General features: G+C 68.3%; 13 protein-coding genes and 1 rRNA gene. 2 read left to right on the top strand and 12 right to left on the bottom strand.

Going from position 1 to position 14,109, the window contains the following annotated elements; genetic code table 11:
- Positions 1–135: 135 nt before the first annotated feature.
- The 5 genes from MRBLWH3_RS10440 to tyrS form a co-directional block, all read right to left on the bottom strand.
- Positions 136–1,657 (bottom strand): 16S ribosomal RNA (locus MRBLWH3_RS10440).
- A gap of 528 nt (positions 1,658–2,185) precedes the next feature.
- On the bottom strand, positions 2,186–2,317 hold the full coding sequence (locus tag MRBLWH3_RS10435) for a hypothetical protein (RefSeq protein ID WP_363431428.1): 132 nt from the start codon (positions 2,315–2,317) through the stop codon (positions 2,186–2,188).
- Positions 2,318–2,603: 286 nt separating this feature from the next.
- On the bottom strand, positions 2,604–2,945 hold the full coding sequence (locus tag MRBLWH3_RS10430) for a DUF4184 family protein (RefSeq protein WP_363435453.1): 342 nt from the start codon (positions 2,943–2,945) through the stop codon (positions 2,604–2,606).
- Positions 2,872–3,435 (bottom strand): DUF4184 family protein, encoded by a 564-nt coding sequence (locus MRBLWH3_RS10425; protein WP_363431426.1) that lies wholly within the window; start codon positions 3,433–3,435, stop codon positions 2,872–2,874. Before MRBLWH3_RS10425 ends, MRBLWH3_RS10430 begins: the two co-directional genes overlap by 74 nt.
- A gap of 45 nt (positions 3,436–3,480) precedes the next feature.
- Positions 3,481–4,782 carry a tyrosine--tRNA ligase gene (gene tyrS / locus MRBLWH3_RS10420; protein WP_363431423.1) on the bottom strand — a complete coding sequence of 434 codons (1,302 nt, stop codon included), beginning with the start codon at positions 4,780–4,782 and terminating at the stop codon, positions 3,481–3,483.
- 201 nt (positions 4,783–4,983) lie between these two features.
- On the opposite strand from tyrS, the gene MRBLWH3_RS10415 reads away from it, so the two are divergent.
- Entirely contained in the window at positions 4,984–5,583 is a 600-nt protein-coding gene (locus MRBLWH3_RS10415) for a DNA-binding protein (protein ID WP_363431420.1), read from the top strand.
- 4 nt (positions 5,584–5,587) lie between these two features.
- Complete coding sequence (locus tag MRBLWH3_RS10410; protein WP_363431417.1) at positions 5,588–6,184, top strand: hypothetical protein; 597 nt, start codon at positions 5,588–5,590, stop codon at positions 6,182–6,184.
- A 25-nt stretch (positions 6,185–6,209) separates the two neighbouring features.
- Here the strand turns inward: MRBLWH3_RS10410 and argH are convergent, their stop codons facing one another.
- Genes argH through argC form a run of 7 tightly spaced genes read right to left on the bottom strand, consistent with a single transcriptional unit; the run spans position 6,210 to position 14,097 of the window.
- Positions 6,210–7,640 carry an argininosuccinate lyase gene (gene argH / locus MRBLWH3_RS10405; RefSeq protein ID WP_363431414.1) on the bottom strand — a complete coding sequence of 477 codons (1,431 nt, stop codon included), beginning with the start codon at positions 7,638–7,640 and terminating at the stop codon, positions 6,210–6,212.
- Positions 7,641–7,683: 43 nt separating this feature from the next.
- Complete coding sequence (locus tag MRBLWH3_RS10400) at positions 7,684–8,829, bottom strand: heparan-alpha-glucosaminide N-acetyltransferase domain-containing protein (protein WP_363431411.1); 1,146 nt, start codon at positions 8,827–8,829, stop codon at positions 7,684–7,686.
- A 13-nt stretch (positions 8,830–8,842) separates the two neighbouring features.
- Positions 8,843–9,766 (bottom strand): ornithine carbamoyltransferase, encoded by a 924-nt coding sequence (gene argF, locus MRBLWH3_RS10395; protein ID WP_363431408.1) that lies wholly within the window; start codon positions 9,764–9,766, stop codon positions 8,843–8,845.
- Positions 9,763–10,977: an acetylornithine transaminase gene (locus MRBLWH3_RS10390; protein WP_363431405.1), complete on the bottom strand. Its 1,215-nt coding sequence runs from the start codon at positions 10,975–10,977 to the stop codon at positions 9,763–9,765. Before MRBLWH3_RS10390 ends, argF begins: the two co-directional genes overlap by 4 nt.
- On the bottom strand, positions 10,974–11,873 hold the full coding sequence (gene argB / locus MRBLWH3_RS10385) for an acetylglutamate kinase (protein WP_363431403.1): 900 nt from the start codon (positions 11,871–11,873) through the stop codon (positions 10,974–10,976). Before argB ends, MRBLWH3_RS10390 begins: the two co-directional genes overlap by 4 nt.
- Positions 11,870–13,027, bottom strand: coding sequence for a bifunctional glutamate N-acetyltransferase/amino-acid acetyltransferase ArgJ (gene argJ / locus MRBLWH3_RS10380; protein WP_363431400.1), 1,158 nt, complete (start codon positions 13,025–13,027; stop codon positions 11,870–11,872). Before argJ ends, argB begins: the two co-directional genes overlap by 4 nt.
- Positions 13,024–14,097, bottom strand: coding sequence for an N-acetyl-gamma-glutamyl-phosphate reductase (gene argC / locus MRBLWH3_RS10375; RefSeq protein WP_363431397.1), 1,074 nt, complete (start codon positions 14,095–14,097; stop codon positions 13,024–13,026). Before argC ends, argJ begins: the two co-directional genes overlap by 4 nt.
- Between the last annotated feature and the right edge of the window lie 12 nt (positions 14,098–14,109).

Genomic DNA, 14,109 nt, shown 5'->3' with positions numbered 1-14,109 from the left:
CGAAGAATCCTGGCGTACTAGTGGGCACCAGACGCGCTGATGCCATGTCAAATGTTCCACCCATGAGCCCCAGCCACACACAGTCGGTGTGGTACTGGGTCCTACAACCCCCGAAAGGGTCCAGGTGCTCCTTAGAAAGGAGGTGATCCAGCCGCACCTTCCGGTACGGCTACCTTGTTACGACTTAGTCCTAATTACCGATCCCACCTTCGACGGCTCCCTCCACAAGGGTTGGGCCACCGGCTTCAGGTGTTACCGACTTTCATGACTTGACGGGCGGTGTGTACAAGACCCGGGAACGTATTCACCGCAGCGTTGCTGATCTGCGATTACTAGCGACTCCGACTTCATGAGGTCGAGTTGCAGACCTCAATCCGAACTGGGACCGGCTTTTTGGGATTCGCTCCACCTCACGGTATTGCAGCCCTTTGTACCGGCCATTGTAGCATGCGTGAAGCCCAAGACATAAGGGGCATGATGATTTGACGTCATCCCCACCTTCCTCCGAGTTGACCCCGGCAGTATCCCATGAGTTCCCACCATTACGTGCTGGCAACATAGAACGAGGGTTGCGCTCGTTGCGGGACTTAACCCAACATCTCACGACACGAGCTGACGACAACCATGCACCACCTGTTCACGAGTGTCCAAAGAGTCCCCTATTTCTAGGGTGTTCTCGTGTATGTCAAGCCTTGGTAAGGTTCTTCGCGTTGCATCGAATTAATCCGCATGCTCCGCCGCTTGTGCGGGTCCCCGTCAATTCCTTTGAGTTTTAGCCTTGCGGCCGTACTCCCCAGGCGGGGAACTTAATGCGTTAGCTGCGTCACGGAATCCGTGGAAAGGACCCCACAACTAGTTCCCAACGTTTACGGGGTGGACTACCAGGGTATCTAAGCCTGTTTGCTCCCCACCCTTTCGCTCCTCAGCGTCAGTTACGGCCCAGAGATCTGCCTTCGCCATCGGTGTTCCTCCTGATATCTGCGCATTCCACCGCTACACCAGGAATTCCAATCTCCCCTACCGCACTCTAGTCTGCCCGTACCCACTGCAGGCCCGAGGTTGAGCCTCGGGATTTCACAGCAGACGCGACAAACCGCCTACGAGCTCTTTACGCCCAATAATTCCGGATAACGCTTGCGCCCTACGTATTACCGCGGCTGCTGGCACGTAGTTAGCCGGCGCTTTTTCTGCAAGTACCGTCACTTTCGCTTCTTCCTTGCTAAAAGAGGTTTACAACCCGAAGGCCGTCATCCCTCACGCGGCGTTGCTGCATCAGGCTTCCGCCCATTGTGCAATATTCCCCACTGCTGCCTCCCGTAGGAGTCTGGGCCGTGTCTCAGTCCCAGTGTGGCCGGTCACCCTCTCAGGCCGGCTACCCGTCGACGCCTTGGTGAGCCATTACCTCACCAACAAGCTGATAGGCCGCGAGCCCATCCCAGACCAAAAAATCTTTCCAACCCCCACCATGCGGAAGAGGCTCATATCCAGTATTAGACGCCGTTTCCAGCGCTTATCCCAGAGTCCAGGGCAGGTTGCTCACGTGTTACTCACCCGTTCGCCACTGATCCACCCCGCAAGCGGGGCTTCACCGTTCGACTTGCATGTGTTAAGCACGCCGCCAGCGTTCATCCTGAGCCAGGATCAAACTCTCCATAAAAAATGAATGCCACAACCCACCGGGAAAACGATGAAGAAGCAGCGAGTTCAACCATGACCAAAAACGAATATCAAACTGACATCCATGAATTGATCCAAAAAAGACCCCCACCAACCAGAAAAACTGGCCGACAGAGAAAAAAATTGGCATTTGACAAGTGCACGCTGTTGAGTTCTCAAAGATCGGACGCACCAACCAGCTTCGAATCTCGCGATTCGCGCCCCGGCTGGGCAACTTCACTATCTTATCCCGCCCGATCCGTCTGTCAAAACCGACACGCCGTGATCTTCGAATCATCTGGCTCGTCGGCGACCGCGGTCTCCGGGGCAGGAACCCCATCCTCGTCCCGCATGCGGGCGCGCTCGTGATGAGTGCGAAAGGAAGGGGGTGGTTCTCCGCTTGAGGGGGGTAAGGCTCTCGGCCTCTCCGCTTCCCTGTGGGGCGAACAAGTAATACTTTACGTGCGTCCCAGGGCCTCGTCGAATCGGGGCCGCATCCCGGGCGTGTCGCCGGTCCGCAGCCCCGGAATCACGCGGTACTCGCCTCTCGAACGATCGCGTCCGCGAGAGGGAGATCGCCGGCCGGTCCCGCGATCGCCAGCGCCCGCTCCGCGGCCTCGCGAAGTCTCAGGCGCACCGGCGGATGGATCGTGGCAACCACCGCGCGTCCTCCGCGATCGATCGGCGTCCCGCGCTCCTGCCCGATCTTGCCGGCCCGGCCCAGAGCGGTCCTCCGATCGGATGTGCTTCACGGCGGTGGTGAGCTACACCTGCTGGCGATGTGTCCCTGCCGCCTGGAGAGACTGATCCTGGATCCGACCGGCGCGGGCGGCACCCACTCCGCGGCTCCGGAGCGCTCTTCGTCCATGGCGACGGCGTACGCGCGAGTGGTCTCGCAGCAGCGACCCTGGCCCCACGCGACGCAGGGTCCGTCCCTGGTGCGGACGTCAGTCGGAGGCCGAGCCGGGTCGTTCCGCGAGCGACTGTCGTCTGAGGTCCTGGACCACGATGCCCAGGACGATCGTGGCCGCCCCCCAGACTGCACAAGCCGGCGGCAGCACCCGGTAGCCGAGATGCGCGACCGTGAACCCCACGTCGAGGGGACCGAAGACGCTGAGCCCCCAGGCCCAGGCGATGACCAGCACGAGCGGCAGCGCCAGCCACCACGTCCATCGCACCGGATCGGGCAGAACACGATTCACGGAGGCCTCAGGCTCACGGCGCACCAGCCACACCAGCATCCAGATCCCGATGATCACGAGCCCGATGACGCTCGAGCCGTGCTGCAGCCATCTGAAACCCGGGAGCGGGCCCCACTCGGATTCGAGTGCCGGGATCCGTCGTCCCCCACCGGCCTTCATGGGTGAACAGGTCCCACACGATGTGGCTCGCGACTCCGATCGCGAGCGAGAGGACGAGCAACAGCATCCGACTCCACGACACTCGCGAGGGCGGGACCTCATCGATCGCGAGGGTCGCGCGGGCCGCGTCGCCGGCGCCGGCGTTCCACTCCCCCGGCAGCCGCACCGCCAACCATCGCGGCGACAGCTCACGCGCGGCGGGGCGCAGCACGCAGCGCCAGACCAGCAGCAGGACGAGCGCCAGCAGGGTCGTCAGCGGAAGCCAGGCGAGCGCGTGAGTCACACCGTAGTGCAGCGGCAGCCCGCGGACGAAGAGCGGCAGGTCCGGCGCCATCGCCCCGATCGCCATCGCCGCCGGCACCAGCGGCGTCCGCACGAACGGCAGTGCGACGACGGCGTGGCTCGGGGTGAAGGGCATTCGTCAGCCGTCTACCCGCCGAGCCACGCCGGTCGTCACGGGGCGTCAGCCGACGAACACGCCCGCGAGGGTCTTCTTGCCGCGCCGCAGCACCGAGACTCCGCCGGGAAGCGCGCCCGACACGGTCGCCGATTCGTCCTCGACCTTCGCTCCGTCCAGCGACACACCGCCCTGCGCGATCGCACGGCGGCCCTCCGAGAGACTCGAGACGAGCCCCGTGTCGACGAGCGCCTGCACGACGTTGGTACCCGTCGCGACCGTCGCGTTGGGCAGCTCCTCGAGCGCATGGCGCAGCGTCGTCGCGTCGAGCGCTGCGAGGTCGCCGTGGCCGAAGAGAGCCTCAGAGGCGGCGATCACGGCGGCGGCAGCATCCGTGCCGTGCACGAAAGCCGTGACCTCGAGAGCCAGGCGCTTCTGCGCGGCGCGACGGAACGGCTCGTCGGCGACGAGGCGCTCGTACTCCTCGATCTCGGCGCGCGTCAGGAACGTGAAGATCTTCAGGCGCTGGATCACGTCGGCGTCATCCGTGTTGAGCCAGAACTGATACATCCGGTACGGGCTGCACATCGCGGCATCCAGCCAGATCGCATTGCCCTCGCTCTTGCCGAACTTCGTGCCGTCGCTGTTGGTGATCAGCGGCGTGCCGATCGCGTGCACCGAGACGCCCTCGACGCGGTGGATGAGATCGGTTCCGCTGGTGAGGTTGCCCCACTGGTCGCTGCCGCCGGTCTGCAGCACGCAGCCGTACTGGCGATAGAGCTCGAGGTAGTCCATCCCCTGCAGGATCTGGTAGCTGAACTCGGTGTAGCTGATGCCGGCCTCGGAGTTGAGGCGCGCAGCGACCGCGTCCTTCTTGAGCATCGTGCCCACGCGGTAGTGCTTGCCGATCTCGCGCAGGAAATCGATCGCGCTCATGGGCGCGGTCCAATCGAGGTTGTTGACGATGCGTGCCGCGTTGTCGCCCTCGAAGCTCAGGAACCGCTCGACCTGCGAGCGCAGGTAGCCGACCCATTCGGCGACCGTCTCGCGCGTGTTGAGGGTGCGCTCCGCAGAAGGACGCGGGTCGCCGACGAGGCCGGTCGAGCCGCCGACGAGGCCGAGGGGTTTGTGGCCGGCCAGCTGCAGGCGGCGCATGGTCAGCAGCTGCACGAGGTTGCCGAGGTGCAGGCTCGGGGCGGTCGGGTCGAAGCCGCAGTAATACGTGATCGGGTCCCCGGCGAGAAGGGCGCGCAGCGCCTCCTGATCGGTGGACACATGTACGAGCCCACGCCACACGATCTCGTCCCACACATTCTCGAACGCGGGGTCGATCGCGGGCGCGGTCGCGCTCACGACGGTTTCAGACACGCCCGCCAGGCTATCAGCGACGGATGCCTCGTCCCGCCTGTGCCGAGCCTGCTCGCTCCTCCGGCGCTGGCAGCAGACACACGCCAACACAGTTCAAGCCTCAGGACTTAATGCTGCCCTTCTTTAGCTTCCAAGCTTGTTCGACTGAAGTGTGTAGGCTAAACTAGGCCACACTTAAGTTCTCACACATAAGGATCGCCGATGTTCGTCATCACCAGCGACCAGCGCGACAGTCGCAGCGGCGCAGACCTCGTGCCCGCCGCCGTGGCCTCCGTCCACGCGCACGGGAGTCAGGGGATCGCACTCGCCCCCGAGCGCACCGCGGGCGATGAGGTGCAGGTCGCGGTCGCTGACGCCGAGGCGTTGCTGGCGATCGTGCTCGATTTGACCCGTTCGGGCCAGTGGAGCGTCGGCGTCGGCGTCGGGGAGGTCGAGTCGCCCCTGCCCGACAGCGTCCGGGCCGCGCGCGGCGAGGCCTTCGTGAACGCCCGCGACGCCGTGGACCGCGCGAAGAAAGCCGCCACCCGCATCGCGATCACGGCGCCCGACGGCGGGGCCGACGCCGAGGCGCTCGTGCGTCTGCTGGTGGAACTGCGCGATCGGCGCACTGCCGAAGGATGGGAGGTATACGACCTGCTCGCCGAAGGGATCACGCAACGCGAGGCCGCCGCACGCCTCGGCATCTCGGAGGGCGCCGTGAGCCTCCGTGTGAAGTCGGCAGGCCTGCGCACCGAGGAGGCCGCTCTGCCCGCGCTCGCCCGCGTGCTCGCCCGGCTGAGTCCGCGGCCCGTGCCAGACTGACGCCATGGTCTCCCCGGACGTGATCCTCGTGGCCGCGCTCACGATCTTCCTGCTCCTCGCGCTCTGTGGGGCGCTCGTACTGGTGGTGATCAGTCTTCGCAAGCCGACGACCATCCCCCTCATCGTCGCGGCCGTGCTGGTCGTCCTGTGCCTGCTCGCCGTGACGGTGTCGCCGGTGAACGTGCCGCTCCTGCTCGGCCTGGGCATCGCCATGCTCGGTACAGCCCTCGGCGTGCTCGGCGGCAACCCGATCACCCGCCGCATCCTCGAGATCGCGAGCCACGGGCGCGTCGAAGAGGGCGACAACGGCGGCATCCTCCTGCGCGCTCCCGCAGTCCCGGGAGCCGTCGCCGGCGAGGGCGCGGTGCGCGAGGTGATGCGCGGCGGAACCACGATCGGCTACCTCGAGCGCGTGGCGGTGACGCTCGGCATCGTCGCGGGGTTCCCCGAGGCGATCGCCGTGGTCGTGGCGGTCAAAGGCATCGGCCGGTTCTCGGAGCTCGCGACTGCCGAAGCGCGTGAGCGCTTCATCATCGGCACACTCGCGAGCCTGGTGTGGGCGTGCGTCGTCGCGGCCCTGGTGCGTCTCGCGATCTGGTGATCGCGAGGCACCATCGCGGCTGAGACTAGAGACCGAGGGAGTGCGCGGCGTCCTGCACGCGCTGGACCAGTTCCGCCCGCTGTTCGGCGACCCGGACGGGAGCGGTACCGCCGGCGCCGGTGCGACTCGCGACCGAGCCCTCCACGCTCAGCACCTCGCGCACCTCGGGCGTGAGGTGAGCCGAGACGCCCGCCAATTGAGCGTCTGAGACCTCGTCCAGCTCGAGGCCGTTCTCCTCGCACACCCGGACCAGGTGGCCCGAGATCTCGTGCGCGTCGCGGAACGGGACGCCCCGCTTCACGAGCCACTCGGCGACGTCGGTCGCGAGCGAGAAACCCTGCGGCGCGAGCGCCGCCATCCGCTCGGTGTGGAAGCGCATCGTCGCGACCATGCCTGCGAACGCAGGCAGCACGGTCTCGAGGGTGCGCACCGAGTCGAACACCGGCTCCTTGTCCTCCTGCAGGTCGCGGTTGTACGCGAGAGGGAGTGCCTTGAGGGTCGCGAGCAGTCCGCTGAGGTTGCCGATGAGCCGCCCCGTCTTTCCGCGCGCGAGCTCGGCGATGTCGGGGTTCTTCTTCTGCGGCATGATGCTCGAACCCGTCGAGTAGCCGTCGTCGAGCGTCACGAAGCCGAACTCTCGCGTGTTCCAGAGGATGATCTCCTCCGCAAACCGCGAGACATCGATGCCGATCATGGCTGTGACGAACGCGAACTCGGCGACCACGTCGCGCGAGGACGTGCCGTCGAGCGAGTTCTCGGCGGGACGATCGAGTCCGAGCTCGCGCGCGACGAGCTGCGGATCGAGCCCGAGGGTCGAACCGGCGAGCGCGCCGCCGCCGTACGGCGACACCGCCGCGCGTGCCGACCAGTCGCGCAGGCGCTCCAGGTCGCGCACGAGCGGCCACGCGTGGGCCTGCAGGTGGTGGGCGAGGAGCACGGGCTGCGCATGCTGCAGGTGGGTACGGCCCGGCAGGATCGCGTCGGGGTGCGCGTCGGCCTGCGCCACGAGCGCATCGACGAGGCGGAGGATCTCGCGGGCGATCGTGCGCGAGTGGTCGAGCAGGTACATGCGCACCAGCGTCGCGATCTGGTCGTTCCGGCTGCGGCCGGCGCGCAGCTTGCCGCCGAGTTCAGCGCCGACGACACCGATCAGCGCCTGCTCGAGTGCGCCGTGGACGTCTTCGTCCGATTGCGCGGGCCGAAGCGTCCCCTCGGTCACGCCCCGCGCGAGCTCATCGAGACCCTCGTGCATGGCTCTCTCTTCGTCGACGGTGAGATACCCCGCCGCGGCGAGCGCCTTGGCGTGCGCGTGGGAACCGGCGATGTCATACAGCGCGAGATCCCAGTCGAAATGGGTCGATCGGCTCAGTTCCGCCAGCTCCGGGGACGGTCCCGTCGAGAAACGGGCTCCCCACAGTGCGCCTTCGTTGGTGCCGTCGCCCTTCGATTCACTCACTCGACCAGCCTACCGACGCGTCACCGACCACGACGCCGCCGTGTCATCGCCGTCGATCGGCAGGGACGGCGAAGCGCGAGGCGGTGTCGAGCAGCGTCTCGAGCGGGCCGCGGCCGACGAGGAGAGCCCACGCCGTGCACAGCGCTACGGTGCCGATGGTGAGCGGCCAGAACGGCTCGAGAGCGCGGAAGCCGACGAGGTCGCCGACCCGGTCGAGCACCGCCGCGGCGACGACGGCCCACACCACGAGTTGCAGCGTGTAGGCGGTGAGCGGCATCGCGCCGACCGCCCGAAGGGGCAGCGCGACCCACACGAGCACGGTCCGGCAGGCGAGAAGGCACAGCCCCAACACGGCGAGCGCGAAGCCGCCGGAGCCGATCACCTCCAGCAGGCCGGTCGAGTGCGGCCGCACGGTCCAGAGCGCCCCGAGGTACGACGCGGCCTCGGCATCGGGATCCGAGCCGTTCGCCGCGCCGAGCCCGTACCCGACTGCCGCGAGCAGGACGCCGGCGACGACGAGCCAGACCTGCACCCGCAGCCGGGTGACGCCGGCACGGGCGACGCCGAGGCCGGCGACGACGAAGGCGATCCAGGTCAGGAACGGGTAGTGCCAGCCCAGGCCGAGAGACACCGGCTCTCCGAGCGGGGAGCTCCAGAACGGGAGGGCGTCGAGGACGACCTGCACGAACGGCAGGAAGAGGGCCAGCGCGCCCGCGAGCGGGAGGAGAACGCGCGCCGGAAGCGACGTCAGCGGGAGCGCCAGGAGGAACATGAGGGCGTACGCCGGAAGGATCACGAACACCGGCACGCCCGTGGCGATGAGCAGGATGCCGAGGACCCAGAGCAGTCCCGCCCGGACCGCGAGCCTGCCCCGCGCGGTGTTCATCGCGTCGCCCGTGAGCGCGGAGCGCCCGCCGGTCACGAGCCCGATCGAGACGCCCGCGAGCGTCGCGAACAGGATCGAGGAACGGCCCGACACGACGGCGACCCACGTTCCGGGGTCGAGCACGGCGAAGGGCTCGGTGATCCAGAGCAGGTGGGCGGCGAACATGCCGAGCACGGCCAGCCCGCGGGCGAGATCGACGCCGCCGATGCGGGCGGGGCCGTTCAGACGCTCCCAGCGCGTGGTGAGCCAGCCGTCGGCGGGTGGCGTGATGCGCTGTGTCTCGCTCGCCCCTCGCCCGCTCACCGACCCGGTGCTCTCAGTCCTGGCGGAGGAGCCACACGAGCAGGGCCTTCTGGGCGTGGAGGCGGTTCTCCGCCTCGTCCCACACGACGCTCTGCGGACCGTCGATCACCTCGGCGTCGACCTCGTAGCCGCGGTCGGCGGGGAGGCAGTGGATGAAGATCGCGTCGTTCTTCGCGAGCCCCATCAGCTCCTGGGTCACCTTGTACCCGCCGAGGTCGCGCAGGCGCTCGAGCTTCTCCTCCTCCTTGCCCATCGACACCCATGTGTCCGTCACGATGACATCGGCACCGGCCGCCGCCTCGTTCGCGTCGGTGTAGAGGGTGACCGATCCGCCCGTCTCGGCGGCGCGGCGGTCCGCGTCGACGAGCACGTCGTCGCGCGGCGCGTAGGCCTCCGGTGACGCGACGCGCACGTGCATCCCGGCGGTCACGCCGGCGAGCACGTAAGAGTGGGCCATGTTCGACTTGCCGTCCCCGAAGAACGCGAGCGTCAGACCGGTCAGGTCGCCCTTGTGCTCCTTGATGGTGAGCAGGTCGGCGAGCAGCTGGCACGGGTGGAAGTCGTCGCTCAGCGCGTTGACGACGGGCACCCGCGTGCCCTCCGCCATCTGCTCGAGCCCCGCCTGAGCGTACGTGCGCCAGACGATGGCCGCCACCTGGCGCTCCAGCACGCGGGCCGTGTCGGCCGGCGTCTCCTTGCCGCCGAGCTGGCTGTTCGCCGTCGAGATGATGAGCGGTGAGCCGCCCAGGTCGGCGATGCCGACCGCGAACGACACGCGCGTGCGAGTGGACGACTTGTCGAAGATCACGGCGACCGTCTGCGGGCCCTCGAGGGGCTTGAGCTTCCAGCGGTCCTTCTTGAGCGACACCGCGAGGTCGAGGATCTCGTCCTGCTCGGCCTGAGTCAGGTCGTCGTCGCGCAGCAGATGGCGGGTCATGCGGGAACCTCCGTCGGAGCATCGAGCACGAGCGCGTCCTCGACGGTGCGCAGCGAAGCGGTGAACAGCTCGATGAACTCGTCGATCTCGACGTCGCCGATCGTGAGGGCGGGGACGAGGCGGATCGTCTCGTCGTTCGGGGCGTTGATCACGAGTCCGTGCTCCTGCGCGGCGGCCACGAGGGCCTTCGAGACAGGATGCTTCAGCCCGATGCCGATCAGCAGGCCCGAGCCGCGGCATCCGTCGAGCAGATCCGAATCGATGCCCTCGATCGCCGCGCGCAGCTGGGCGCCGCGCTCCGCGGCGTTGCGCACCAGCTCTGCCCGCTCGATCTCGCCGAGCACGGCGCCCGCGACGGCGGTGCCGAGTGCGTTGCCGCCGAAGGTCGAGCCGTGGGTGCCCGGATAGAAGAGCTCGCTCGCGCTGCCGAAGGTGATCAGCGCACCGATCGGGAAGCCGCCGCCGATGCCCTTGGCGACCGTGATCGCGTCGGGGGTGATGCCGTCGTGCTGGAAGGCGAACCACTCCCCCGTGCGACCGGCGCCCGTCTGGATCTCGTCGATGATGAGCAGCGCACCGTGGCGCTCGGTGATCTCGCGGGCCGCGGCCAGGTAGCCCTCCGGCAGAGGCAGCACGCCGGCCTCGCCCTTGACGGGCTCGACGAACAGCGCCGCGACGCGGTCGTCGATCGCGGCCTCCAGTGCCTCGACGGTCGAGTCGATGAACTCGACGCCCGGAGTCATCGGCAGGAAGGGCTCCTGCATGTACGGCTTGCCGGTGAGGGCGAGCGTGCCCATGGTCCGGCCGTGGAAGGCATCGGTCAGCGCGAGGATGCGGGGCCGCTCGGTTCCGCCGTGGAGGCGAGCGAGCTTGAACGCCGCCTCGTTCGCCTCGGCGCCCGAGTTTCCGAAGTACACGCGGCCGGAGTCGCCTGTGCCGGCGAGTCGCTTCAGGGTCGCGGCGAGCGCGAGCTGCGGCGGTGTCGCGAAGTAGTTCGACACGTGCGCGAGCGTCGCGGCCTGCGTCGTTATCGCGTCGACGAACACCGGGTGCGCGTGGCCGAGCGAGTCGACCGCGATCCCGGCGAGAAAGTCCAGGTAGCGCTTGCCCTCGGCGTCCCACAGGTAGGACCCCTCACCCCGCACGAACATCTGCATTCGAGCTCCGAAGCTCTTCACGAGGTCGCGCCCCGCATCGTCCTGCCACGTCATCCGAGCACCACCTCTGTTCCGATTCCCTTGCTGGTGAAGACCTCCACGAGCACCGAATGCGGCACCCGCCCGTCGATGATGGCCGCGGTCTCGACGCCGCCTTCGACGGCCTCCAGGCACGCCGCCATCTTCGGGATCATGCCCGACTCGAGCGTCGGCAGCATCGCCTTCAGCTCCGTCGAGGTCAGGTGCGACACCAGCGAGTCGCGGTGGGGCCAGTCGGCATACAGCCCCGCGACGTCGGTGAGCACCACGAGCTTCGCCGCACCGAGTGCGACGGCGAGAGCGGATGCTGCGGCATCCGCGTTCACGTTCAGGGAATGTCCCGGGTGGTCGAGGTCGGGGGCGATGCTCGAGACCACGGGGATGCGGCCCGCTTCGATCTGATCGAGCACCGGCTGGGGGTCGACCTCGACGACGTCGCCGACGCGGCCCAGGTCGTGCTCGACGCCCTCGATGACGACGCCGCGGCGGCGGCCGCCGAAGAGGCCGGCGTCCTCACCGCTGAGTCCGGTCGCGACCGGGCCGTGGGCGTTGATCTTCGACACGAGCTGCGGGTTGATCTGCCCGGTGAGCACCATGCGCACCACCGAGATCGCCTCGGTCGAGGTGACGCGGTAGCCGCCCTTGAACTCGCTCGGGATCGCGAGACGGTCGAGCATCGACGAGATCTGCGGGCCGCCGCCGTGCACGACGACGGGCTTCACCCCGACGTACCGGAGGTAGGCGATGTCGGCGGCGAAGGCATCCTGCAGCTCCTCCGACACCATCGCGTTGCCGCCGTACTTCACGACGACGATCTGGTCGCGGAAGCGCTTGAGCCAGGGCAGCGACTCGATGAGAGTCACCGCCCGGGCGCTGGCTTCGCCGGGATCGGTCTCTTGCAGGTCGGTCATGAGGAGTAGGCGCTGTTCTCGTGGACGTAGTCGTGCGTGAGGTCGTTGGTGAGGATCGTCGCCGTCGCCGCGCCGACCTTCAGGTCGATCACGAGGTGCGTCGCCCGGGGCGTGAGGTCGACGGCTTCGCGCGGGGCGTCGGGGCCTCCGGCGCTGCACACGCGGACGCCGTTCATCCACACGTCGACGTCGTACGGGTCGAACGCGGCTGCGGTCGTGCCGATCGCGGCGAGCACGCGGCCCCAGTTCGGATCGTTGCCGAAGATGGCGGCCTTGAAGAGGTTGTTCCGGGCGACCGACCGGCCGACCTCCACCGCGTCGTCCTCCGAGGCGGCGTTGATGACCTCGATCGTGATGTCGTGGCTCGCGCCCTCGGCGTCGCCCTGCAGCTGCCGGGCGAGGTCCTGGCAGACGTCGGCGAGCGCGGCGGCGAACGCGTCGGGGTCTGGGGTGACGCCCGATGCCCCGCTGACCATGAGCGTGACCTGGTCGTTCGTCGACGTGCAGCCGTCCGAGTCCAGTCGGTCGAAAGTGCGACCCGTGGCGGCGCGCAGCACGGCGTCGGCCTGCGCCGCGTCGAGGACGGCGTCGGTCGTGATGACCACCAGCATCGTCGCGAGGCCGGGCGCCAGCATCCCGGCGCCCTTCGCCATGCCGCCGATCGACCAGCCGTCGCCGGTCGCGACGGAGCGCTTCGGCTTCGAATCCGTGGTCATGATGGCGAGGGATGCCGCTTCCCCGCCGTCCGCGGAGAGCTCGGCGATGCCCTGCTCGGTGCCCGCGAGCACCTTCGCGCGGAACGCCTCGTCACCGGTGCCGATCAGCCCCGTCGAGCACACCAGGATGTCGCCCGCGCTCACGGCCAGGAGCTCGGCGGCCCTCTCGGCCGTCTGGTGCGTGGTCTGGAAGCCGAAGGATCCGGTGAAGCAGTTGGCTCCGCCCGAGTTGAGGACGACCGCCTCCACCACGCCGTCGCGGACGACCTCCTGCGACCACAGGATCGGGTTCGCCTTCGCGCGGTTGCTGGTGAACACCGCGGCGCCGACCTTGAGCGGTCCGCGGTTGACGACCACGGCCACATCGGGCTTGCCGGTCGACTTGAGTCCGACGGCGACGCCGGCCGCCTCGAATCCCTGGGGCGCTGTGACGCTCACGGCGCGACTCCGTTCACGGTCAGCGCGGTGCCCTCGGCGAGCCCCAGCGCGATGTTCATGGACTGCACGGCGGCTCCGGCCGTGCCCTTGACGAGGTTGTCGACCGCCGTCACGACGGTCACGCGGTTCGCCGCGCGGTCGATCGCGAGACCCATCAGCGCGGTGTTCGCGCCCAGCACATCGGCGGTGCGCGGGAACTGGCCGGCGGGCAGCAGCTGCACGAAGGTCTCGTCGCCGTACGCCGACTCCCACGCGCCGCGGATCTCGTCGTCGGTCGCCCCCGGCGCGATCGGCGCCGTGGAGGTCGCGAGGATGCCCCGCGACATCGGCACCAGCACCGGGGTGAAGGAGATGCGGATGCCCTCGTCGGCGGTGGTGCTCTGTTCGGCGTCCGACGAGCGTGCGGCGGCAAGCGCTTGGCGGATCTCGGGGATGTGCCGGTGGGAGCCGCCCACGGCGTAGGGGTTGGCGGACCCGAGGATCTCGGCAGCCAGCAGATTCGTCTTGAGACTCTTGCCGGCGCCCGAGGGCCCGACCGCCAGCACCGTCACGATGTCGGAGGGGTCGATCACGCCGGCGGCGACACCCGGCGCGAGCGACAGGGAGACGGTGGAGGCGTTGCAGCCGGGCGCGGCGATGCGGGACGCCCCGACGAGCCGTTCGCGCTGCGTCGCACCTGCCACCGGAAGCTCGGGGACGCCGTAGACCCACGGCTCGTGGAAGTCGCCGCCGTAGAAGCGATCCCAGTCGGCCACCGACTCGAGCCGGTGGTCGGCGCCTGCGTCGATCACGAGGGGCGTGTCGCCGAGAGCGTCGGTGTACTGCCCCGACTGGCCGTGCGGCAGCGCCAGGAAGACGATGTCGTGACCGGCGAGCACCTCGGGCGAGGTCTCGGCGAGGGTCAGGTGGGCGAGGGAGCGCAGGTGGGGCTGATGCTGGATGAGCGGCTGTCCCGCGTTGGAGTGCGCGGTCACGGTGCGGATCTCGACGTCGGGATGCGCGGCGAGGATCCGCAGGATCTCGCCGCCCGCATAGCCGGATGCGCCGGAGACGGCGACCGAATATGTCATGGATTCCACCTT

Origin of the sequence: Microbacterium sp. LWH3-1.2 (assembly GCF_040675855.1) — a bacterium.
Lineage (GTDB): Bacteria > Actinomycetota > Actinomycetes > Actinomycetales > Microbacteriaceae > Microbacterium.
The sequence above is the reverse complement of the archived record's forward strand: the minus strand, read 5'-3'. Positions and strand labels throughout refer to the sequence as shown.

Bases quoted from the DNA above. Each gene is read 5' to 3' on its own strand.
- MRBLWH3_RS10390 (WP_363431405.1), bottom strand. From the start codon at position 10,977: ATGACGTGGCAGGACGATGCGGGGCGCGACCTCGTGAAGAGCTTCGGA.
- MRBLWH3_RS10415 (WP_363431420.1), top strand. From the start codon at position 4,984: ATGTTCGTCATCACCAGCGACCAGCGCGACAGTCGCAGCGGCGCAGAC.
- MRBLWH3_RS10425 (WP_363431426.1), bottom strand. From the start codon at position 3,435: ATGCCCTTCACCCCGAGCCACGCCGTCGTCGCACTGCCGTTCGTGCGG.
- argB (WP_363431403.1), bottom strand. From the start codon at position 11,873: ATGACCGACCTGCAAGAGACCGATCCCGGCGAAGCCAGCGCCCGGGCG.
- argF (WP_363431408.1), bottom strand. From the start codon at position 9,766: ATGACCCGCCATCTGCTGCGCGACGACGACCTGACTCAGGCCGAGCAG.
- argC (WP_363431397.1), bottom strand. From the start codon at position 14,097: ATGACATATTCGGTCGCCGTCTCCGGCGCATCCGGCTATGCGGGCGGC.
- MRBLWH3_RS10410 (WP_363431417.1), top strand. From the start codon at position 5,588: ATGGTCTCCCCGGACGTGATCCTCGTGGCCGCGCTCACGATCTTCCTG.